The 22,261-nt window shown below is 63.6% G+C and carries 21 protein-coding genes; 14 read left to right on the top strand and 7 right to left on the bottom strand.

From position 1 onward, the window contains the following. Positions 1-521: 521 nt before the first annotated feature. Together ACK41V_RS09900 and ACK41V_RS09895 are read right to left on the bottom strand one after the other, a co-directional pair. Complete coding sequence (locus ACK41V_RS09900) at positions 522-1,913, bottom strand: sensor histidine kinase (protein ID WP_409781368.1); 1,392 nt, start codon at positions 1,911-1,913, stop codon at positions 522-524. A 42-nt stretch (positions 1,914-1,955) separates the two neighbouring features. Then, complete coding sequence (locus ACK41V_RS09895) at positions 1,956-2,681, bottom strand: response regulator transcription factor (RefSeq protein WP_409781365.1); 726 nt, start codon at positions 2,679-2,681, stop codon at positions 1,956-1,958. A 227-nt stretch (positions 2,682-2,908) separates the two neighbouring features. Between ACK41V_RS09895 and ACK41V_RS09890 the strand changes: the two genes are divergently transcribed. The 9 genes from ACK41V_RS09890 to ACK41V_RS09850 all read left to right on the top strand — a co-directional run bounded on the left by ACK41V_RS09890 (position 2,909) and on the right by ACK41V_RS09850 (position 10,944). Next, positions 2,909-4,159, top strand: coding sequence for an ABC transporter substrate-binding protein (locus ACK41V_RS09890; protein ID WP_409781362.1), 1,251 nt, complete (start codon positions 2,909-2,911; stop codon positions 4,157-4,159). A gap of 98 nt (positions 4,160-4,257) precedes the next feature. Next, entirely contained in the window at positions 4,258-5,379 is a 1,122-nt protein-coding gene (locus tag ACK41V_RS09885) for a carbohydrate porin (RefSeq protein ID WP_409781377.1), read from the top strand. Between the two features lie 115 nt (positions 5,380-5,494). Further along, positions 5,495-6,376 carry a carbohydrate ABC transporter permease gene (locus tag ACK41V_RS09880; protein ID WP_409781360.1) on the top strand — a complete coding sequence of 294 codons (882 nt, stop codon included), beginning with the start codon at positions 5,495-5,497 and terminating at the stop codon, positions 6,374-6,376. Continuing rightward, the gene (locus ACK41V_RS09875; protein WP_409781357.1) at positions 6,366-7,235 is read left to right on the top strand and encodes a carbohydrate ABC transporter permease; all 870 of its coding nucleotides are present in this window, start codon (positions 6,366-6,368) and stop codon (positions 7,233-7,235) included. Before ACK41V_RS09880 ends, ACK41V_RS09875 begins: the two co-directional genes overlap by 11 nt. Before the next feature lie 6 nt (positions 7,236-7,241). Beyond that, positions 7,242-8,306 (top strand): ABC transporter ATP-binding protein, encoded by a 1,065-nt coding sequence (locus tag ACK41V_RS09870; protein WP_409781354.1) that lies wholly within the window; start codon positions 7,242-7,244, stop codon positions 8,304-8,306. 232 nt (positions 8,307-8,538) lie between these two features. After that, a complete protein-coding gene (gene glk, locus ACK41V_RS09865; RefSeq protein ID WP_409781351.1) occupies positions 8,539-9,513 on the top strand; it encodes a glucokinase in 975 nt (324 codons plus the stop codon). A gap of 3 nt (positions 9,514-9,516) precedes the next feature. Further along, positions 9,517-9,954, top strand: coding sequence for a VOC family protein (locus tag ACK41V_RS09860; protein WP_409781348.1), 438 nt, complete (start codon positions 9,517-9,519; stop codon positions 9,952-9,954). A gap of 312 nt (positions 9,955-10,266) precedes the next feature. After that, positions 10,267-10,554 (top strand): DUF4148 domain-containing protein, encoded by a 288-nt coding sequence (locus tag ACK41V_RS09855; protein WP_409781345.1) that lies wholly within the window; start codon positions 10,267-10,269, stop codon positions 10,552-10,554. A 96-nt stretch (positions 10,555-10,650) separates the two neighbouring features. Beyond that, on the top strand, positions 10,651-10,944 hold the full coding sequence (locus ACK41V_RS09850) for a DUF4148 domain-containing protein (protein ID WP_409781343.1): 294 nt from the start codon (positions 10,651-10,653) through the stop codon (positions 10,942-10,944). Positions 10,945-11,139: 195 nt separating this feature from the next. On the opposite strand, the gene ACK41V_RS09845 is transcribed toward ACK41V_RS09850, so the two are convergent. The 4 genes from ACK41V_RS09845 to argC all read right to left on the bottom strand — a co-directional run bounded on the left by ACK41V_RS09845 (position 11,140) and on the right by argC (position 13,985). Further along, complete coding sequence (locus tag ACK41V_RS09845; protein WP_409781340.1) at positions 11,140-11,847, bottom strand: pentapeptide repeat-containing protein; 708 nt, start codon at positions 11,845-11,847, stop codon at positions 11,140-11,142. Positions 11,848-11,931: 84 nt separating this feature from the next. Next, the gene (locus tag ACK41V_RS09840; RefSeq protein ID WP_409781337.1) at positions 11,932-12,279 is read right to left on the bottom strand and encodes an SMR family transporter; all 348 of its coding nucleotides are present in this window, start codon (positions 12,277-12,279) and stop codon (positions 11,932-11,934) included. Further along, positions 12,276-12,854, bottom strand: coding sequence for a TetR/AcrR family transcriptional regulator (locus ACK41V_RS09835; RefSeq protein WP_409781334.1), 579 nt, complete (start codon positions 12,852-12,854; stop codon positions 12,276-12,278). The genes ACK41V_RS09840 and ACK41V_RS09835 overlap by 4 nt, the downstream gene beginning before the upstream one ends. A gap of 189 nt (positions 12,855-13,043) precedes the next feature. Continuing rightward, complete coding sequence (argC, locus tag ACK41V_RS09830) at positions 13,044-13,985, bottom strand: N-acetyl-gamma-glutamyl-phosphate reductase (RefSeq protein ID WP_409781331.1); 942 nt, start codon at positions 13,983-13,985, stop codon at positions 13,044-13,046. Between the two features lie 137 nt (positions 13,986-14,122). On the opposite strand from argC, the gene ACK41V_RS09825 reads away from it, so the two are divergent. Continuing rightward, complete coding sequence (locus tag ACK41V_RS09825; protein WP_409781328.1) at positions 14,123-15,031, top strand: LysR family transcriptional regulator; 909 nt, start codon at positions 14,123-14,125, stop codon at positions 15,029-15,031. 188 nt (positions 15,032-15,219) lie between these two features. Here ACK41V_RS09825 and ACK41V_RS09820 read toward each other — a convergent pair whose 3' ends face one another. Beyond that, positions 15,220-15,972 (bottom strand): TetR/AcrR family transcriptional regulator, encoded by a 753-nt coding sequence (locus tag ACK41V_RS09820; RefSeq protein WP_409781325.1) that lies wholly within the window; start codon positions 15,970-15,972, stop codon positions 15,220-15,222. 343 nt (positions 15,973-16,315) lie between these two features. Between ACK41V_RS09820 and ACK41V_RS09815 the strand changes: the two genes are divergently transcribed. From ACK41V_RS09815 to hydA, 4 genes are all read left to right on the top strand, one after another. Further along, positions 16,316-17,683, top strand: coding sequence for an NAD(P)-dependent oxidoreductase (locus tag ACK41V_RS09815; protein ID WP_409781323.1), 1,368 nt, complete (start codon positions 16,316-16,318; stop codon positions 17,681-17,683). Between the two features lie 41 nt (positions 17,684-17,724). Then, entirely contained in the window at positions 17,725-19,035 is a 1,311-nt protein-coding gene (gene preA / locus ACK41V_RS09810; protein ID WP_409781320.1) for an NAD-dependent dihydropyrimidine dehydrogenase subunit PreA, read from the top strand. 220 nt (positions 19,036-19,255) lie between these two features. Beyond that, positions 19,256-20,713, top strand: coding sequence for an NCS1 family nucleobase:cation symporter-1 (locus ACK41V_RS09805; RefSeq protein WP_409781318.1), 1,458 nt, complete (start codon positions 19,256-19,258; stop codon positions 20,711-20,713). A 71-nt stretch (positions 20,714-20,784) separates the two neighbouring features. Beyond that, positions 20,785-22,236 carry a dihydropyrimidinase gene (hydA, locus tag ACK41V_RS09800; protein WP_409781315.1) on the top strand — a complete coding sequence of 484 codons (1,452 nt, stop codon included), beginning with the start codon at positions 20,785-20,787 and terminating at the stop codon, positions 22,234-22,236. Positions 22,237-22,261: the final 25 nt, after the last annotated feature.

Here is a 22,261-nt window from a genome sequence, read left to right as displayed (position 1 = left end):
CTCGGCCTCGCGGTCGCGGCGCGAAGCGCTCGCGCGTTGGGGCCGAGCGCAGCAAAGGCCCGTGTGGATGTCCGATCCCCTTGGGTTCCCTTCAGGATGCGCCGAGGAGCGCAGTGGCCAGCGGATAAGGGCTCGCGATTGTCTGAGCGCAACGCAGTGAAGTGAGTTCGAGCGAGACCCCGCTGGACGCGAGCACCGCAGGTTGCCCGCAGCGAAGCGAAGGGACGCAGCGTGTAGGGTCGCCTTTTCTTTGGTGACTTGCTTTTGGCGAAGCAAAAGAAAGTTACTGCGCCGCCGGGCGCACACCCCGGCCTCCGCCCTTGAACCAGGCACACCGCACAGATCAGCGAGCGTGCCTGCCCCGGCTTCGACAAACTCAGCCCGAACGGTTGGGGTGGCGCCCCGGCTTCGACAAGCTCAGCCCGAACGGGTGGTTGAGACTTAAAACTATAAAAATAATAGCTACCAGCGCTTGATACATAAGCGCTAGAGGCCAAAAAGACCCAAATATCTCAGAAAACTCAAGCCAACGGCAACCTAAGCCCCACCCGCAGCCCCCGGGGCACCACCGCCTCCGCCACCGTCTGCCCTCCATGCCGCAGCGCAATCTCTTCCACGATCGACAACCCCAGCCCACACCCCCCCGGCTTGTCGGACCCCCGCCAGAACCGCGCAAACATGTCCGTCAAATGCGCGGGCGATACGCCCGGCCCGTCGTCTTCCACCACCAGCAGGGCGTAGCGGCCCGGCGCCATGGTCACGCGCACCGTCACGGTGGCGCCCGCGCCTGCGTAGTGCAGTGCGTTGTCGATGAGGTTGTTCAACGCCTCGCGCAGCAGCAAGGGCTGGCCTTGCAGGGGCAGTTGTTCGTCGCCTTCGTAGCCCAGGTCCATGCCTTGCGCCACGGCGCGTGCTGCCCAATCGCGGGCGACCTCGCGGGCCAGGGCGGCGAGGTCGATGGTTTGCATCTCCACGCTGGATTCCGAGCGGGCCAGCTGCAGCAACTGGTGCACCAGGTGGGCGCTGCGTTGCGCAGCGGACAGCACTTTTTTCAAACGCTCCTGCACGGCGGGTTCGTGGCTTTCGTGCAGGGCCAGTTCGGTCTGGCCGATGAGGCCCGCCAGGGGCGTGCGCAGCTGGTGCGCGGCGTCGTTCAAAAAGCGTTTTTCTTTTTGCTGCCCTCGCGCCACGGCTTCGAGCAAACGGTTGATGGTGCTGGCCAGCGAATGCACTTCCTGCGGCGCAGACGTCAGCTCGATGGGTGTCAGCGGATCGGTGCCGCCGTGGGGGCGGGCGCCTGCCTGTTCGATCTGCGTTTCCAGGCGCTTGAGTGGTTGCAGGCCTCGCAGCACGCCGGCGTACACCAGCGCACTTAACGCCAGGCCCATCAGGCCCATGGGCAGCAGCATTTGCTCCAGCAGTTCTTGCGCGATGCGCTCGCGCACGGTCAGGCTTTGCGCCACCTGCACGCGCAGCCGCTGGCGGGTGGAGGCGGTGCCGTAGTCCACGTCCAGCAGCGCCACGCGCACTGGGCGGTCATCCACGCGGGCGTGGTACAGAAAGGGATCATTCACCGCCACATCCACCGGCGGGGGCGGCGGCAACTGCGCATTGCCCAGCAGGAAGCGACCGGGCGGCGAGGACACCATGTAGGTGATGCGGTCGGCCGGGTCCTGCTCCAGGATGTCCTGCGCAGCCTTTGGAAAATCAACCAGCAGCCCGTCGCCGATGGGCTTGATCTGGCGCGCCAGTGCCCGCACCGATTGCGTGAGCGTCTGGTCAATGCCCTTTTCGCCGTTCTGCAGCGCGATGCGCCATGCCAGAAACCCGCCCGAGAGCCACAGCACGAGCTGCGGCAGCAGCAGCCACAGCAGCAGCTTGCGTTGCAGGGAGACACCGGGAATCGGGCGCATGGAAGCCATTGGGGCGTGCTCAGCCGGGTGCCTGGGACGCGCTCATTCCGCGGGCTTGGCCAGCATGTAGCCCAGCCCCCGGATGTTGCGGATCACCAGGTTCGATGCGTCAAGCTTCCTGCGCAGGCGGTGTACGTACACCTCCAGCGCGTTGGAGTTCAGGGGCTGTGCCGCGGTTTGTCCGGGCTCGGGCGGGCTGGCGCGCCAGGCGGCCAGCACGTCGTCGCGGGTGACGACCTCGCCACAGCGGTTCACCAGCAACTCCAGCAATTCCCACTCGCGCTGCGTCAGCTCCAGCGGCTCGCCGTTCAGGGCGGCGGTGTGGCTGGCGTGGTCCAGCAGCAGGGGCCCCAGCGTGGTGCTGGGCGCGCCCGCGGCGTTGCTGGCCTGGGTGAACGCGGGTTGGCGCGCGCGGCGCAGCATGGCCTGCAGGCGGGCCTGCAGCTCTTGCATGTTGAAGGGCTTGGTGATGTAGTCGTCGGCCCCGGCGTTCAGGCCCCGCACGCGGTCATCCACGCCGTCGCGAGCGGTGAGAATCAGCACGGGCAAACCGGCAATGTGGGTGCGGGCCCAGGTCAGCAGCTCCAAGCCATCGGCGCCGGGCAAACCGAGGTCCAGAATGATTCCGTCCACGGCCTGGGTTTGCAAAAGGGCGGTGGCCTCGGCCACGCTGGAGGCCGTGCAGACGCTGAATTGCAGCTGTTGCAGCTGCCCGGTCAGTGCGTCCAGCAGCAGTGCATCGTCTTCAACTATCAGTATCGTGGCCATGGGGATTGAGCATAACAAAGCAACCCGCCATCGGCCTCTGCAGGAAGGGAATGCCTGCGCACGCAGCGGTTGGTAATTGGATAACAGGTCTAGGGCGTTGGTATGTAACCCACACCCGGGAAAGTCCTGATATGTTCATTAATTATTGTAATTAAAGTACCGACTGCGCTGAACGGCAGCGGGTTCACGGTGCACAACCGGATTCATAACATCGAGGAGACAAGGGTATGTGGAAGATGACAAAGATCGCCGCGTTGGCGGTGGGCCTGGCGGCAGCGATGTCCGCCAGCGCGGGGGAGGTCGAGGTCCTGCACTACTGGACTTCGGGCGGCGAGGCCAAGTCGGTCGCAGAGCTCAAGAAGATCATGCAGGGCAAGGGACATACCTGGCGCGACTTTGCGGTGGCTGGCGGCGGCGGCGACAGCGCCATGACCGTGCTCAAGAGCCGCGTGATCTCGGGCAACCCTCCCTCGGCCGCACAGACCAAGGGCCCTGCCATCCAGGAATGGGCATCCGAAGGCGTGCTGGCCAACATGGACACCCTGGCCAAGGCCGAGAAGTGGGACGAGCTGCTGCCCAAGGTCGTCGCCGATGTCATGAAGTACAAGGGCGCCTACGTGGCCGCCCCGGTCAATGTGCACCGCGTCAACTGGATGTGGGGCAGCGCCGAGGCGCTGAAAAAGGCGGGTGTGACCGCCATGCCCAAGACCTGGGACGAGTTCTTTGCCGCAGCCGACAAGCTCAAGGCCGCTGGCCTGGTGCCCGTGGCCCACGGCGGCCAGAACTGGCAGGACTTCACCACCTTTGAATCGGTGGTGCTGGGTGTCGGTGGCCCGCAGTTCTATCAGGATGCCTTGGTCAAGCTCGATGCCAAGGCCATCAACAGCGATGCGATGAAGAAGTCGCTGGAGACCTTCCGCCGCATCAAGTCGTACACCGACCCGGGCGCGCCCGGCCGCGACTGGAATCTGGCCACGGCCATGCTCATCCAGGGCAAGGCGGGCTTTCAACTGATGGGTGACTGGGCCAAGGGGGAGTTCCTGGCTGCCAACAAGGTGCCGGGCAAGGACTTCATGTGCGCCGCCGCACCGGGCACGACCACGTCTTACACCTTCAACGTGGACTCGTTCATCCTGTTCAAGCTCAAAGATGCCGCCGCCCAGAAGGCGCAGAGCGATCTGGCCAGCGCCATCATGAGCCCTGCGTTCCAGGAAGTTTTCAACTTGAACAAGGGCTCGATCCCGGTGCGTGCCGGTCAGCCGATGGACAAGTTTGACGATTGCGCAAAGGCATCGGCCAAGGACTTTGTCGACACCGCCAAAAGCGGCAGTCTGCTGCCCAGCGTGGCCCACGGCATGGCGATTGCACCCGCCACCGAAGGCGCGATCAAGGACGTTGTCAGCCAGTTCTGGAATGACGACAAGGTCAGCGTTGCGGACGCGATGAAGAAGATCGCCACCGCTGCCAAGACCAAATAAGCCAATAAACCAAGACCACTGAGGGATTCATCATGAAGACAAGAAACCGCCTCACGGCGGTGGCTTTGGCCGCCGCATGCGCGAATGGCGCCTTTGCTATGGAAGTAGCGGGCTTTGAGTTCAACGGTTACTCGCGGGGCGGCCCGGTGTTCAACCACTCTGACGGCGTCAAGGGCCACATCGGCCTGGGCGGCGAGCTGCAGAAGTTCCGCCTGGGCAACGAAGGCGACAACGGCATCGAAGTCAACTTTGCCCGCGGCTTTGAGACCAACGGCATCAAGTGGAAGGTGAACTACATGCCCGCGAAGTGGGGCAGTGGCGACATCAGCACCGAGCAGGCGTTTGTCGAAATGAGCGGCTTCTCGTTCTCGCCCGAGTCCAAGTTCTGGGTGGGCCAGCGCCGCCTGCGGATTCAGGACGTGCACATCGTCGATTACTTTCTGCTGAACTACGGCGACAACATCGGCGCGGGTGTGACAGACATTCCCGTCGGTGGCATGAAGCTGGGCCTGGGGATGTTCACCGGCGACAAGTTTGACGGCGGCCTGCCCAACGACGTGAAAGCGCACCGATTCAACGCCGACCTGTCGGAGATCAACACCAACCCCGGCGGCAAGCTGCGGGTGTTGTTGACAGCGGTGGGCGGCAAGAACCAGGTGGGTGGCGGGTCGGGCTCGGGCATTTCCTTCATGCACACGCAAAAGGAGTTTGTGCTGCCCAGCATCACCAACACCGTGTACCTGCAGACATCGCGGGGCCATGCGCGCATCGATGGCGAGTTCGAAGCCATTGAAGGCACCCGTGCGGGCAAACGCGCCACCCGCATTGCAGACTCCATCAACTGGCAAAGCGGCCGTTTCGGTGGCCAGGCGCTGATTGGCTACCAGACCAACAAGGCCGACATCACGGGTGTGGAGACCAAGGACTTCTCATTGGGTGGCCGCGGCTCGTACGCCTTCACCCAGAACTTCAAGGCCCTGGTGGAGTTGTCCACCACCACCCGCAAGGGCAACACGGGTCCGGACCAGCGCCTGAGCAAAGTGACGCTGGCTGGCGCGCTGGCCTTGTCGGAAGACTTCTGGTCGCGCCCTGAGTTGCGCCTGTATGTGACCAAGGCCAACTGGAACCAGGCGGCTGCTGTTGCGAATGCAGCCACCTTTGGTGCCAACGGCAAGACCTCGCGCACGCTGGTGGGCGTGCAGTACGAGGTGTGGTGGTAAGAGGGAGAGAGTGAGTTAGCGAGTTAGTGATCCAGAGGTTACTTTGTTCTTTGGGGGGCACTCCGTGCCCCCCTTTTTTTCCTATGCAGGCACATGCCCAAAATTTTCCGCAACCATGAGCAAAAACACCCTTGAAACATGGTTGCCCAAGCTGGTCGTCACACCGGCTTTTGTCCTCGGCTTCGCGTTCATCTACGGCCTCATGGTCTGGAACGGCGTGCTCAGCCTGACCGTGTCGCGCATGCTGCCCAACTACGAGTGGGCAGGCCTGGCGCAGTACGAACGTTTGTGGGAGATGGACCGCTGGTGGGTCGCCCTCAAGAATCTGGGCATCTTCGGCGTGGGCTACGTGGGTGGCTCTCTGGCCATCGGCGTATTGCTGGCCGTGCTGCTGGACCAGAAGATCCGCGCCGAGGGCGCGCTGCGCACCATCTACCTGTACCCCATGGCGCTGTCTTTCGTGGTCACGGGCACGGCCTGGAAGTGGCTGCTTAACCCCGGCCTCGGCATTGAAAAAATGGTGCGCGACTGGGGTTTTGAAAGCTTCAGCTTTGACTGGCTGGTGGACACCGAAATGGCCATCTACTGCGTGGTGATCGCAGGCATCTGGCAAAGCGCCGGGTTTGCGATGGCGCTGTTTCTGGCGGGCCTGCGCGGCATCGACGACAGCATCATCAAGGCCGCGCAGGTGGACGGCGCATCGCTGCCACGCATTTACTGGCGCATCGTGCTGCCTGCATTGCGGCCAGTGTTCTTCTCTACCGTCATGGTGCTGTCGCACCTAGCGATCAAGAGCTTTGATCTGGTGATGGCGCTGACGGCCGGTGGCCCAGGTTTTGCCACCGATGTACCGGCCACGTTCATGTACACGATGTCGTTCTCGCGCGGGCAGATTGGCCTGGGCGCGGCGAGCGCCACCATGATGCTGGCCACTGTGGCGGCGCTGGTGATCCCCTACCTTTACAGCGAACTGCGGAGCAAACCCCATGACCGCTAAGCCCTCGATTTTTCCGTCCCTGGGGCGCTTGCTGGTGTATGCCGTGCTGGCGCTGGCCACCGCGTTTTTTCTGCTGCCGCTGTACGCTATGCTGGTCACGTCGTTCAAAGACGCCGAGGAGATTCGCTCCACGTCGCTGCTGGCTTTGCCCGGTGGGCTGAACTGGTCGGCCTGGGGCACGGCATGGTCCAGCGCGTGTACGGGGGTGGACTGCAACGGCCTGCGCCCGTTCTTCTGGAACTCGGTGGCCATGGCGGTGCCCGCGGTGATGATCTCTACCGTGTGGGGCGCGCTCAACGGCTACGTGCTCAGCCTGTGGAAGTTTCGGGGCAGCGACGTGCTGTTTGGCATGCTGCTGTTTGGCGTGTTCATGCCGTTTCAGGTGGTGTTGCTGCCCATGAGCCAGGTGCTCGGTTGGCTCGGCATGTCCAGTTCCATCTCGGGCCTGGTGCTGGTGCATTGCCTGGCAGGCCTGGCGGGCACCACGCTGTTCTTTCGCAACTACTACGCGGCCATTCCGAAAGAGCTGGTGAACGCCGCGCGCATGGATGGCGCCAGCTTCTTCCAGATCTTCTGGCGCATCGTGCTGCCGCTGTCTACGCCCATCATCATGGTCACGCTGATCTGGCAGTTCACCAACATCTGGAACGACTTTTTGTTCGGCGTGGTGTTCTCGGGCACCGACTCCAAGCCCGTGACGGTGGGCCTGAACAACCTGGCCAACACCAGCAGCAGTGTGAAGGCCTACAACGTGGACATGGCGGCCGCGATCATCGCGGGCCTGCCGACCATGGTGATCTATGTGTTGGCGGGTAAATTTTTCGTGCGCGGGCTGACGGCCGGCGCGGTGAAGGGATAAGGAATCATGGCGTCTTCATTGGACATAGTGGGCATCAACAAGCGCTTCGGCAAGGGTGACAAGAGCGTGGAGGTGCTGCGCAAGATCGACATCCACGTGGCACCGGGCGAGTTCCTGATCCTGGTGGGCCCCTCGGGCTGTGGCAAGTCCACGTTGCTGAACATCATTGCGGGGCTCGATGAGCCGACCGAGGGCGAGATCCGCATCGCCGACAAGAACGTGGTGGGCATGCCCCCGCGTGACCGCGACATCGCCATGGTGTTCCAGAGCTATGCGCTGTACCCCACGCTCTCCGTGGCGGACAACATCGGCTTTGCGCTAGAGATGCGCAAGATGCCCAAGCCCGAGCGCAAGAAACGTATCGACGAAGTGGCTGCGATGCTGCAGATCACCCATTTGCTCGACCGCCGCCCCAGCCAGCTGTCGGGCGGGCAGCGCCAGCGCGTGGCCATGGGCCGGGCGCTGGCGCGCCAGCCGCAGCTGTTCCTGTTCGACGAGCCGTTGTCCAACCTCGACGCCAAGCTGCGCGTGGAGATGCGTGCCGAGATCAAGCGCCTGCACCAGGCCAGCGGCATCACCAGCGTGTATGTGACGCACGACCAGGTCGAGGCCATGACCCTGGGCTCGCGCATCGCGGTGATGAAGGGCGGCGTGGTGCAACAGCTGGGAACGCCTGACGAGATCTACAACCGCCCGGCCAACACCTATGTGGCCACGTTCATCGGCTCGCCCACCATGAATCTGCTGCGTGGCACGCAGGCGGCCGGGCAGTTTGCCGTTCAGGGCGCGTCGCTCGACCTGTCCGCACCGCTGGCCTCCGCCGAGGTCATGCTGGGCGTGCGCCCCGAGCACCTGGTGATGCACGACGGCGCACCGTGGCGCGGCACCGTGAGCGTGGTCGAGCCCACCGGCCCCGACACCTACGTGATGGTGGACACCGCCGCAGGCAGTGTCACGCTGCGCACCGACGCGCAAACCCGCGTGCAGCCGGGTGACAACGTCGGCCTGACGGTGGCGCCCGCGAACGCCCACTGGTTTGACGCCAAGTCCGAAGAGCGGCTGGCTGGGTGAGCCCATGGGCCAATGGGCCAATAGGTGTGTGTGGTGGGGCGGCTGCATGCAGGGGCTTTGGTCTTTGCCTGAATGAGAAATTCAGGTAAAAAGAGGCTCTAGCGCTTATCCATCAAGCGTTAATAGCTATACAAATAATAGCGTTAACGCCCCACCTGTTGCCGTCTGTGCGCATCTGCCGTCCTCTGTGAGGTGTTGAGGCAGCCAACGGCCTCTGGCCCATTTTTCGTCTATGCATTCTCCTCAGCGTCTTCTCGCCGACATCGGCGGCACCAACATCCGCCTGGCCTGGCAAGCCGCTGGCGACGACACGCTGCACGACACCCGCGTGCTGCAGTGCGCCCAGTACCCCACGGTGGATGCTGCCATCCACGCCTACCTGGGCGAAGTGGGCATTGCCGCACCGCACGAGGCCGCCTTTGGCATTGCCAATCCCGTCACGGGGGATGCCATTCGCATGACCAATCACAGCTGGAGCTTTTCGCAAAAAGCGGTGCGCGAAGGCTTTGATTTTGCGCGGCTCGTGGTCATCAACGACTTCACGGCGCTGGCTTTGGCGCTGCCCTTGCTCACGCCTGATCTGTTGCGGCAGGTGGGTGGCGGCCAGGCGGTGCCGGGTGCGGCCATTGGCCTGGTGGGGGCGGGCACGGGTCTGGGGGTTTCGGGCTTGGTGTTCCCGCCCGAATCACCTGCCGGGGTGCCGCTGTCGGGCGAGGGCGGCCACGTGACGCTGGCTGCGGAGACCCAGCACGAGTTCGACGTGCTGCGCGTGTTGCAAGAGCGCTATGGCCACGTGTCGGCCGAGCGGGCGGTGTCCGGCGCGGGTCTGGTGGACCTGTACCACGCGGTGCGCACCGTGGTGCATGCGGGCGGCGCCGAAGTGAACTCGGCTGCACAAGTCACCGAGTTGGCCTTGCAGGCGAATGACCCGCTGGCCTTGCAGGCGCTGGAGCTGTTCTGCGGGTTTCTGGGCAGCGTTGCGGGCAACCTGGCGCTCACGCTGGGCGCGCGGGGCGGGGTGTTCATTGGTGGGGGCGTGGTGCCCCGCCTGGGCACCTGGTTTGACCAGTCACCGTTTCGCCCGCGCTTCGAGGCCAAAGGCCGTTTTGCGCCGTATCTGGCGTCCATCCCGTGCTGGATCATCGACCCCAGCGCTACGCCTGCGCTGTACGGCGCATCGCGCGCACTGGACATCGCGGGCGCCTGAGCCGTGGCGCCGCCACCGTCGCCCTCGGTTTTGCCTGCACCGCTGCGGCTGGCGGGCGTGCACCATGTGGCGGTGATCGGTTCGGACTATGCGCGGTCGCGGCGCTTTTACACAGAGGTGCTGGGCCTGACCGTGGTGCACGAAACCTGGCGCGCCGAGCGCCAGTCGCACAAGCTGGATCTGCAGTTGCCCGATGGCACACAGATCGAGCTATTTTCCTTCCCGGAATCGCCTCCGCGCCCTTCCTATCCCGAGGCCTGTGGCCTGCGCCACTTGGCGCTGCGGGTTGGCGACCTCGCGGCCTGCCTGCGGGCCCTTGCCACGCATGGCGTGGCGGCAGAGCCCGTGCGCGTGGACCCTTTCACCGGCTGCCCGTTCACCTTCATTGCAGACCCGGACGGCCTGCCGATTGAGCTGGTAGGGCCGCGGCCCGGTTGCTAGCCTGCAGGGAAAACGCCTTTTTGCAGGGGCCCTGCCGCTCAGACTCTGAGCGGCTTTTTTGTGCCTGCGCGGCTTTCGCACGGAGGATGCCGCGCAGAAGACTGTCCACCACATCAATTTTGGATTGTTTCCAAAACCAGAACAGTTAGTTTGCGACTGGGTGGTTTTTCTTTGAACACCGGCGGCGTACAGTTCAACCCATCGATGAGCCGAACCCGCAAGGCGACTCACCGAACCCGGGTAGCAGCAGTTTTTTGGATGTCCTGCTTCCCTGTTTTTTGAGACGCTTTTTTAACTTCAAGGAATTTCATCATGAACACCACCGCACGTTTCCTCTCCATCGCCGCTGTTGCCGCTTTCGCTTCATTTGGTGCCCAGGCTGACGAAGCCGATGCTTCGCAATTCGCACTGAAGTTCGAAACCAACCGCACCCGCGCTGAAGTGCAAGCCGAAGCCGCTACGGTCGCCCAGACCCGTTCCATCGAGCCCGCAGGTTCACGTGTGGTGACTTACACGTCTACGGCTGATCGCGCTGCTGTGCGTGCCCAGGCCGCAGAAGCCGTGCGCACCGGCCAGATCCCTTCGGGTGAGCGTGGTTGATTCTTTTTGAATCCCCCAACCCACTGTCCCGTATTCCTTAGTACCTGGCTACCCAAGTACCTCAACCCAATTTTTTGATCTTTCAGGAGTTTCACCATGAACAAGACTGCACGTTTCCTCTCTATCGCCGCTGTAGCTGCTTTCACCGCATTTGGCGCTCACGCTGACGAAGCCGATGGTTCGCAATTCGCACTGAAGTTCGAAACCAACCGCACCCGCGCTGAAGTGGCTGCTGAAGCCGCCACCGTGGCACAGACCCGCTCCATCGAGCCAGCAGGTTCGCGCGTGGTGACGTATTCGTCTACGGCTGACCGTGCTGCTGTGCGTGCACAGGCTGCCGAAGCACTGCGCACTGGCCAGATCCCTCACGGTGAATTCAGCGCGATGTAACCAGGTGACCCTGTCGTAGACGCAGTTTGCGGGCCTTCCCATGGTGGTGGTCTCTCGCGTTGGCGAGGGTTGCTGCCATGGGGAGTGTTTCCAGATAGCTGCTGCAGCTGCAAGGCAAGGCATACGCAAACCAACAAAAACTAAAGGGCTCCCGTTTGGGAGCCCTTTTGTTTTGCGTTCTGTTTGGATCGCGATTCACATCACGCGAATTCCCAGGTCGCTGATCAGCGCGGCGGCCTGGTCCGTCGAAAGAATGGCGCCCTTGAAGAACTGGGGCAGGCTCGCAATCCGAAGGCCCCCCAGATCCACACCGCGCAAATCGGCGCCATCGAACCGGGCGTTCTTGAGGTGTGCGTCGCGCAGACTGCCTCCTTCAAAGACTGCGTCCCGAAAGTCGCACCCCGACACATCGGCGTCCGACATGTCCAGCTGCTCAATCGCCTGTTTGCGAAACGAGATGCCCCGAAGGTCGGCGCCAACCAGCAGGGAGTCGTGAAAGCTCAAGCCCAGCGTCTGGGCTTCTTTGAACAGCGCGCCGGTGAGTTTGACCTCGGCAAAAAGCGCTGAAGCGAGCGTGGCTTTGGCCCACAGGGTGTTGTTCAGGTCGCAGCGGTGAAAGCGTGCATCGCTCAGTTTGGCGAGCTGAAAACTGGCTCGACCTGCCTTGCAGTCCAGCCAACGGGTTTCGCTCAGGGTCGCTTTTTCCAGCGAGGTCTCGATCAATGAACAGCCCAGGAACTGCGCCCCATGCAGCGCAAGGCCCGACAGGTCTGCGCCATCAAAATCACAATGCTCAAATTGCAGCCTGGGGGCGGCTTCTGACAGCAGCGACACGAGGTCGTCCCGGGACACGGTCTGGTCGCTGATGAGCAAAGGGGAGGCAGGAGGCTGGGTGGGGAGCATGGGTAAAACGGGAGGCGTAAGGGGGATGGAGGGATAGCTTGTACAAGCTCAGCTGCCCCGCATGCAGGTGGGCTCGGTGCGCCGTCAGTGGCCGGCGCTTTTGGAAAACAGGTTCACCACCAGCACCCCGGCCACGATCAGCCCCAGGCCAATCAAGGCGGGAGCATCCAGGCGTTGGCCGTAAAGCAGCCAGCCGATGGCAGAAATCAGAACGATGCCAACCCCTGACCAGACGGCATAGGCAATGCCAATGGGCATGCTTTTGAGCGTGAGGGACAAGAGGTAGAACGACACGCCATAGGCCACCACGGTGATCAGGCTTGGCGCGAGGCGGGTAAACCCGTCCGATGCCTTGAGTGCGGAGGTTCCGAGCACCTCGGCCGCGATGGCCAGGCCCAGGAGGAGATAGCTGGAGGCGGGCAGTGCGTTCATGGCTGGTTGTCTCCATCACAAAGCGTGAGCAGCATTTTCAAGATGGCCTGTTTGCGATCCGCATCGAGGTGGTACACGTCCAGCATCTGGGCAAACCAGAAACCATCGCCTGCCAGCCGGCACAGGAGCAGCCGGTTGGCGGTGTCAGGGTCGTTGCCATCGGCCGCCAGCGCGGTCTCCATGGCAGCGTGCCACCGCTCGCGGCATTGCGGCAGTGTCAAAGCCAGCAAGCCGATGGCCCGCTGTGTCTCTACGGTGTGGCCGCCTGGGCTGTGGTCGAAACAAGTGCGGATGTAGGCGCGCGCGTGACGGGCGGGGGCCGGGGCCTCCTGGCTCAGTGCTTCGGCAAAGCTGCACTCAAATTCCTCGAACAGTTGGTCAGACAGGGCTTCGAGCAAGGCCTGTTTGCTGGGGAAGTGGTGCTGCAAGCCTCCTTTGGTCACGTTGGCCTGCTTGGCCACCGCGTCCAAGGTAACGGCATGGGGCCCATGTTCCACCAGCAAACTGCGAACAACGGCCAGCAGTTGCCCGCGGATAAGTTGCGGCTGTTTTTGTCGGCGATGCGCTTCTGTCATTGTTGAAATACCCTAACAAACCATCCAGATGGAATGTTTATTGTAAATCTGACATCTGCAAGGGTGAAGTTCAGACTGACAGAGCCCCTGTGTCTGCGTAAGGACTTTGGCCTTTGGCGACCGCCCTGCGCGGCGTGTCGCCGAGGCCCGGCCATGGCTTGGCGTTGCTCGCAGAGTGCTCGCCCGCAGCTACTTCGTCGCCGCGTGATGAAGCATGAGGTCCAGGTTCTGCACTGCCGCCCCGGACGCACCTTTGCCCAGGTTGTCAAACACGGCGCTGAGCAGCACTTGCCCGCGGCGCTCGTTGATGTGAACGCCTAGCCGCAGCTGGTTGGTGCCGTTCAGGACCTGAGGGTCGAGCTGCGCCATGGTTTGCGCGTCTGCCAGCTCGATGACTTCGACATGCGCCGCATCTGCATAGTGCTGCGCCAGGCAGGCGTGCAATTGCGCGCCCGTGGTGTGCGGGGGCAGATGTCGCAACTGCAGTGGAATGGTGAGCGCGATGCCCTGGCGAAACGAGCCGTAGGACGGCAGAAAAAACGGGCGATGCGACAGGCCTGCGTGCTGCTCGATCTCGGGTGTGTGTTTGTGCTCCAGTTGCAGTCCGTAGATCTGGAAGGCGGGCGCATCCAAGGCGCATGGCCCTTCGTGCGCCTCCACACGCGCTCGGCCGCCGCCGGAATAGCCAGACACGGCGTGGATCGCAATGGGGTAGTCGGCGGGCACCAGTGCCGCCTGCACCAGGGGGCGCAACAACGTGATGGCGCCGGTGGGGTAGCAGCCGGGGTTGCTGACACGCTGCGCCTGGGCAATGCGGGTGGACTGCGCTGCGCTCATTTCGGGCAAGCCATACACCCACAGCGGATCGGTGCGGTGCGCAGAACTGGCGTCAATCACCCGCACGGCGGGGTTGGTGATGGACGCAGCAGCCTCGCGCGCGGGCGCATCGGGCAGGCACAGGATGGCGATGTCGCAGTGGTTGATGGCTTCGGCGCGGCGGGCGGCGTTTTTGCGATCGTGCTCGGGCAGGGTCAACAGGCGCAGATCGCCGCGCCCAGACAAGCGCTCGTGAATCTGCAGGCCTGTGGTGCCTTGGTCGCCGTCGATAAAAACGAGGGGTTTTGCGCTCATGCGGACTCCGTGGGTTGGGTCTTTGAATTGGCGTGGCTTTGAACAGGTTCTAAAGCCGGATGGCGCAATCTTCGGCGTCCTCGTAAACTTTGAAAAGTTGAATTTCACAAACCTCAGCATCAGGAATACTGAACGTCATGCGAGAACTCAATCTGGACCGCCTGCGCACCTTGGTCACCATTGCCGACCTGGGTTCGTTCGCCGAGGCCGCGCGGGTGTTGCACCTCGCAGCGCCCACGGTCAGCCTGCATGTCGCGGACCTGGAAGCGCACATTGGCGCCCCTTTGCTCGTGCGCAAGCGGGGTGAGGTGCGCGCGTCGGGCGCGGGTGAGGTGCTGATAGAGCGCGCGCGGCGCTTGTTGGCCGACGCGGACGAGGCGCTGGAGGTGGTGCAGCGCCAGGTGCAGGGTCTGGCGGGCCGGGTGCGGCTGGGTGCATCCACCGGCGCCATCGCGCACTTGCTGCCACAGGCCCTGGAGCAACTCGGCCAGCACCACCCGGGCATTGATGTGCAGGTGGCGGTGCTGACCACCCAAGAGACCATGGCGCGATTGGCCAGTGGCGCGCTGGACATTGGCCTGGTGGCCTTGCCGCCACCGGCGCACAGCGCGCAGCACACGCGGGTGTTGGGCGTCAAGGTGCTGCCGTGGCGGCGCGACCCGGTGATGGCCTTTGTGCCGTCGCAATGGAAGGCGCCCGCGCGGGTCACACCACACTGGCTCGCCAGCCAACCGTTGATCTTGAACGACGACGGGACCAGCCTGTCACGCCTAGCGAGTGAATGGTTTGCGCGCGCGGGCGAGCACCCCAAGGCCCGCATCCAGTTGAACTACAACGACGCCATCAAAAGCCTGGTGGCCGCTGGGTACGGGGCGACGCTGCTGCCGCAGGAGGCCTCGGCCGACGCGCCGCGCGACCCGCGCATTCGCATGCTGCCGCTGCGCCCAGCCTTGTGGCGGCCCTTGGGCATCGCCCACCGCAATGGGCCGGTCGAACGGGCGACCCAACATGTGCTGGATGTGTTGTGGCAGCAAAAGCAGGCATAGCCCGGCGGATGCGGCTGGGTCGCTGCTCGCCACCAACTTTGGCAGGCAAGATCAGAAAAATATGAGTGAAAATGGCCTCTAGCGCTTATTGGTAAAGCGCTGGTAGCTATCAATAGTGTAGTAATTGGCGGGACGCGGCCAGTCAACTTCCCGTGGGCGCTTGACCGATGTTTTCGGTTAGCGGTGCCTCAGTCCACCGCACCCGGCGCCAGCGCACTCAGCACCATGCGCACGATCAGTTCTTCGGCCTTGTCGTAGTCACGCTCGGTCAGCGCAGGTTTACCCAGCAGCAGCGCGAACTGGGCTTCCTGTTCGGCATAGGCCTGCGTCACCGACCAGATGATGAACATCAGGTGCGTGAAGTTGACCTTGGCAATGCGGCCCTCGCGCGCCCAGCGCTCGAAGGTGCGCACTTCGGTTTTGAGCAGAGGCCCGACACGGTCGGTGATGGCTTGGCCGTAGCGGGGGGCGCCTGCAATCACTTCTTTCGAGAACACCTTGGCACCTTGGGGGCGCACGCGGGAGTATTGCAACTTGGCCCGGATGTAGCGGCGCAACGCCTGTTGGGGGTCGTCGCTGTGCGACAGGTCTTCCATGCCAGCCAGCCACTGGGTGAGCACATCGTCCAGCACCCGCTGGTACAGCGCTTCTTTATTGGGGAAGTAGTACAGCAGGTTGTGCCGGCTGATGCCAATGGCCGCCGCAATGTTCTCCAGCGACGCCCCTTCAAAGCCAAACTGCGCAAAGTGGTTCTCGGCCTCCACCAGGATGCCCTGCTCCTTGAGCAGGCGTGACGCTGTCGGCGCGCGGGGGGAGGGGTCATCGGTCACAACGCCAACAGCCTTGGTGGTAGCGGGGGCGGTGCTGCTGCCAGTGGCACGCTGCTTTGTGGGGCGGCGGGGGGCGGGGTGGTCCGTCTTGGACTGGCGGGCGTCGGTCATTGCACCATTGTGGAACAAGCGGGGCGCCCAATACTGGCAATTCGCTGGCGTTTTGTGCGGATCTGGCTGGCACGGCGTTTGCTGTAGGGATTTTACCAATTGGTAAATTTTTACGGGTTGGTAAATTGACCCACATCGCAGGGCACCGCAGCAACCATAGCCGCGGGCACCTGCACCCACCAGCGAGGCCCACGATGAAACCTCCGAAGTTTGCAGGCACCAGCGCTCCCGCTGGCGTCGCATTGGCTGGCGCCATTTTCTGGCGCTCCAGTGCTCCACGGCGTGCGCCTTTCCGCCTGTTGGGAGCCTCGACCCCCACCCTGACCCCCTCGGAGGAAACCTGATGGACACACCCGCAAGCCGTGCCTGCGGCATTCATGCCGCACGCCTGAACCTGGCCGACTACGCCGCCAACTTCAGCGACGCCCATCCGCCACTCACCCGACCCCAGGCGCTGATTGAAGCCGAGCGCTGCTACTACTGCTACGACGCACCCTGCGCCACGGCGTGCCCCACGGGCATCGACATCCCTTCGTTCATCCACCGCATTGCGCAAAACAACAACCGCGGCGCGGCGCGTGCGATTCTGGAGGCCAACCCGCTCGGCGGCATGTGCGCCCGCGTGTGTCCCACCGAGGTGCTGTGCGAGCAGGCCTGCGTGCGCAACACCAACGAGGACAAGCCGGTAGAGATCGGATCGCTGCAGCGCTACGCCACAGACGCCTTCTTTGCCAAGCCGGGTGCGCCCTTGTTCCAGCGCGCCGCCGCCACCGGCAAGCGCGTGGCCGTGGTGGGTGCGGGCCCCGCGGGCCTGTCCTGCGCGCATGGGTTGGCAGTGCGTGGTCACGACGTGGTGCTGTTCGAGGCTAGGCCCAAACTGGGTGGCCTCAACGAATACGGCCTGGCCAGCTACAAGACCACCGACAACTTCGCGCAGAAGGAAGTGGAGTGGTTGCTGTCCATTGGCGGCATCGAGGTGCGCACGGGCCAGCAACTGGGCCGCGACATCACGCTCGACAGCCTGCTGGGTGCCTACGACGCCGTGTTCCTGGGCTTGGGCCTGCAGGGTGTGAACGCGCTGGGCGTGGCCGAACCCACCGCCACGGGCTTGCGCAATGCCGTCGACTTCATTGCCGAGCTGCGCCAGGCCACCGACCTGTCCACCCTGCCTGTGGGCCGCCGCGTGGTGGTGATTGGCGGCGGCATGACGGCAGTGGACGCCGCCGTGCAGTCGCGCAAACTGGGGGCCGAGGACGTGACCATCGTCTACCGCCGCGGGGCCGACGCCATGTCCGCGTCGGCGGTGGAGCAGCAATGGGCGCAAACCAACGGCGTGAAGATCCGTCACTGGGCTGCCCCCAAAGAAGTGCTGTCTGAAGGAGGTGCGGTCACCGGTGTGCGTTTTGCCGCCACCGCGCTCAGTGGCGGCAAGCTGGTGGAAACCGGAGAGTTCTTCACGCTCGACGCCGACACGGTGCTCAAGGCCATTGGCCAGACCTACGTGGCCGAGCCTGCGGGCGCATCCATCGCGCTCCAGGCCGGCCGCATCGTCACCGACGCAGAGGGCTGCACCAGCCTGACGCGCGTCTGGGCTGGGGGCGACTGCCGCGTGGGCGGCCGCGACCTGACGGTGGAAGCGGTGGAGCACGGCAAGGTTGCCGCAGTGTCCATGCACGCCGCGCTCATGGCACCTGCCGCCAAGGCTGCCTGACACGCCAACCAGTCACACCGCACAACACACGGGAGCACCCCATGGCAGACATTCGCAGCAATTTTCTGGGCATCCAGAGCCCCAACCCGTTTTGGCTGGCCTCCGCGCCACCCACCGACAAAGAGATCAACGTCACCCGCGCCTTTGAAGCAGGCTGGGGCGGCGTGGTGTGGAAGACGCTGGGCGAAGACCCGGCCGTGGTCAACGTCAATGGCCCGCGCTACGCCACCCTCATGTCGCAAGACCGCCGCGTGATCGGCCTGAACAACATTGAGCTGATCACCGACCGCCCTTTGCAGACCAACCTGGAAGAGATCAAACGCGTTAAACGCGCCTGGCCCGACCGCGCCATGATCGTCTCGCTGATGGTGCCCTGCGAAGAGCAAAGCTGGAAGAACATCCTGCCGCTGGTGGAGGACACGGGAGCCGATGGCATTGAGCTGAACTTCGGCTGCCCGCACGGCATGAGCGAGCGCGGCATGGGCGCCGCCGTGGGCCAGGTGCCCGAATACATCCAGATGGTTACCGCCTGGTGCAAGCACTACAGCAAGCTGCCCGTGATCGTGAAGCTCACGCCCAACATCACCGATGTGCGCCACCCCGCGCGCGCAGCCAAGGCGGGCGGTGCCGACGCGGTGTCGCTCATCAACACCATCAACTCCATCATGGGTGTGGACCTGGACCGCATGGTGATGAGCCCGAGCACCGATGGCTGGGGCTCGCACGGCGGCTACTGTGGCCCGGCCGTCAAGCCCATTGCGCTGAACATGGTGGCCGAGATCGCACGCGACACGCAGACCGCAGGCCTGCCCATCAGCGGCATTGGAGGCATCACCACCTGGCGCGATGCGGCCGAATACATTGCGCTGGGCTGCGGCACGGTGCAGGTGTGCACCGCGGCCATGGTCTACGGCTTCAAGATCGTGCAGGACATGTGCGACGGGCTGTCCAACTTCATGGACGAGCATGGCTACGCCACCATCGACGACTTCAAGGGCCAGGCCGTGCCCACGGTCAAAGACTGGAAGAACCTCAACCTCAACCACATCGAAAAAGCCGTCATCAACCAGGACGCGTGCATCCAGTGCGGCCGCTGCCATGTGGTGTGCGAAGACACCTCGCACCAGGCCATTACCAACATGGTGGACGGTGCGCGGCGCTTTGAAGTGAAGGAAGAGGAATGCGTGGGCTGCAACCTGTGCGTGTCCATCTGCCCGGTGCCCGAGTGCATCACCATGCGGGCGCTCAAACCCGGTGAAGTGGATGTGCGCACAGGCAAAACGGTGACCGGCGAATACGCGAACTGGACCACCCACCCCAACAACCCGCAACGCGTGTCTGCTGCCGCGTGAAGCGAGCGACACAACGCACAAAAAATGCCATGAAAACGGTCTTCAGTCCCGCCAATCTGGTGCACATTCGCAACGCGTGCTGCACTGCATCTGGTGCACTTCTTGCGTGACCGATAGCATCGCTCGCTTCCCTTTTGCCCGCCATCTGCCAGCGTGAGGGCGCCGGACCAGACAGCGGGTTGTGTGCAACCCCAACGAAGTCTTTGACAGGAGTACAGGTATGACAAAAAGTACCGGCAGTGCCGCCCACGTGGCGGGGCAAATGCCCGGCGGTGGAATGAACCCGCTCGCCAATGAAGATTTGCTCCCCACCACGCAGGCCCAGCGCCACTGGGCCTGGAAGGACTATGCGGCGCTGTGGGTGGGGATGGTGGTGTGTGTGCCCACCTACACCATGGCCAGCTCCATGCTCGACCAGGGCTTCACCTGGCAAATGGCGGTGTGGCTGGTGTTTGTGGCCAACTGCATCGTGCTGATTCCCATGCTGCTCATCGGCCGCGTGGGGCCCAAATATGGCATCCCGTTTCCGGTGTTGGCGCGTGCGTCGTTTGGCGTCAAGGGCGCCAACCTGCCTGCGGTGCTGCGCGGGCTGGTGGCTTGCGGATGGTTCTCCATCAACTGCTACTTTGGCGCGCTGGCGCTGCATGGTTTTCTGAACATTCTGGGCATGGGCCTCGCGGGCCCGGCGGATGGCGAGACCATCAGCAGCTCGCAGTTCATGTGCTTCCTGGCCTTCTGGGCGGTGCACATCTACTTCATCTGGAAGGGGCCTGAATCCATCCGTAAGCTTGAAGTGATTGCCGCGCCGCTGATGATCATTGCGTCCATCGTGCTGGTGGTGGTGCTGCTCAGCGCCGTGCCCGCCAGCCAGTTGTTCAACCTGCCCGCCAAGGTGGTTGAAGGTGGCCCCAAGACCTGGGCGGCGCTGACCGGCCTGGTCGGCTTCTGGGCCACGCTGGCCCTCAACATCCCGGACTTCACGCGCTTTGCGCGTTCGCAGAAGGACCAGGTCATTGGCCAGGCCATCGGCCTGCCCATCCCCATGGCGCTGTTCTCCATGGTGGGCGTGATCGGCTTCTCGGCATCGGCCATCCTGTACGGCAAGGCGCAACTGTTCCCCGACGGCTTGCTCACCCAGATGGGCAGCGTTGCCGCGGGTGTGGGCCTGCTGGTGATTTTGCTGGCCAACCTGACGACCAACGTCGCCGCCAATCTGGTGTCGCCGTCGTATGACTTCAGCCAGATAGCGCCTTCCAAGATCAGCTTCCGCACCGGTGGTTTGATCGCTGCCTTCATCGGCCTGCTGTTCATGCCCTGGAAGCTGCTGGCGACGTCGGGCGGTTACCTGTTCACCTGGCTGGGCGGCTACGGCACGCTGCTGGGCGCCATTGCGGGCATTCTGCTGGTCGACTATTACTTTGTGCGCAAGACCGAACTGAAGGTGGACGACCTGTACCGCCGCGGTGGCGACTACGAATACAGCAACGGCTGGAACGTGCAGGCGCTCATCGCGTTTGCGCTGGGCGTGTTGCCCTGCCTGCCAGGTTATCTGGCGGTGTCGGGCGTGGTGGACAAGGCCTCGGTGCCTGGCCTGCTGCTGGCGCTGTTCGACTTTGGCTGGTTCTTCAGCCTGGCCGTGGCGGGTACCTATTACTACCTGACCGCCAAGAAGAAGTGACCCGGTGGCTCTGCCATGGCCAGCGGCCTAGGCAGAGCCTTTTTTGATTTGACCCCCTGAAGGAGACCCTCATGACCCAAGCCCTTTTGATCCGCGGTGGAACCGTGGTCAACGCCGACCGCGAACAAGCAGCCGATGTGCTGTGTGTGGACGGCCGCATCGTGGCGGTGGGTGAGGGCGCAGCGGCGCTGGCGCCTGCGGGGGCCGAGGTGCTGGATGCCAGCGGGCAGTACGTGCTGCCCGGCGGTATCGACCCACACACCCACATGCAGTTGCCGTTCATGGGCACCACCACCATGGATGACTTTTACACCGGCACGGCAGCGGGCTTGGCCGGTGGCACAACCAGCATCATCGATTTCGTCATCCCAGACCCGCAAGAAAACATCTTGGACGCTTACCGCAAGTGGCGCGGCTGGGCGGAGAAGTCGGCGGCTGACTATTCCTTTCATGTCGCCATTACCTGGTGGAGCGAGCAGGTGCGCGCCGACATGGGCACGCTGGTGCACGAAGAGGGCGTGAACAGCTTCAAGCACTTCATGGCCTACAAGAACGCCATCATGTGCGACGACGAAACCCTGGTGAACAGCTTCAAGCGCGCGCTGGAGCTGGGCGCCATGCCCACCGTGCACGCCGAAAACGGCGAGCTGGTGTATCTGCTGCAGCAAGAGGTTGCCAAGATGGGCATCACCGGCCCCGAAGGCCATCCACTGTCACGCCCGCCCATGGTCGAGGCCGAAGCCGCCAACCGCGCCATCGCCATTGCCGACGTGCTGGGCGTGCCCATCTACGTGGTGCACGTGAGCTGCATGGAGTCGGCCGACGCCATTGCCCGCGCCCGCGCACGCGGCCAGCGTGTGTATGGCGAGGTGCTGGCCGGGCACTTGTTGATTGACGACAGCGTGTACCGCGACCCGGACTTTGCGAAAGCGGCTGCGCATGTGATGAGCCCGCCCTTCCGGCCCAAAGGCCACCAGGAGGCACTGTGGCGTGGCCTGCAGTCGGGTCAACTGCACACCACCGCGACAGACCACTGCACCTTCTGCGCCGCGCAAAAGGCCGCAGGCAAAGACAACTTCGCCAAAATTCCCAACGGCACGGGCGGTGTGGAAGAACGCATGGCCGCCATTTGGGATGGCGGCGTGAACACCGGGCGCCTCACGCCGAGCGAGTTTGTCGCCATCACCTCGGCCAACTGCGCCAAGCTGTTCAACATCTATCCGCGCAAGGGTTTCATCGGCGAGGGCGCCGACGCCGATTTGGTGGTGTGGGACCCTGAAGGCACCAAGACCTTCTCCGCCAAGACCCAGTTCAGCAAGGGCGACTTCAACATCTTTGAAGGCCGCACCGTGCGCGGCATCCCCAGCCACACCATCAGCCAGGGCCGTGTGGTGTTTGCCAATGGCGACTTGCGTGCTGAACAAGGCAAGGGCCGCTACATCAAGCGCCCGGCGTTTGGCAGCAACTTTCAGGCCGTGCAAAAGCGCGCCCACGATCTGGCCCCCACTGCGGTCGCTCGCTGAAGAACGAACGCCATCACGGAGAACA

This window comes from Acidovorax sp., from assembly GCF_046291265.1.
Taxonomy (GTDB): Bacteria; Pseudomonadota; Gammaproteobacteria; order Burkholderiales; family Burkholderiaceae_C; genus Acidovorax.
Note: the sequence above shows the minus strand (reverse complement) of the source record. Positions and strands in the feature narration are given on the sequence as shown.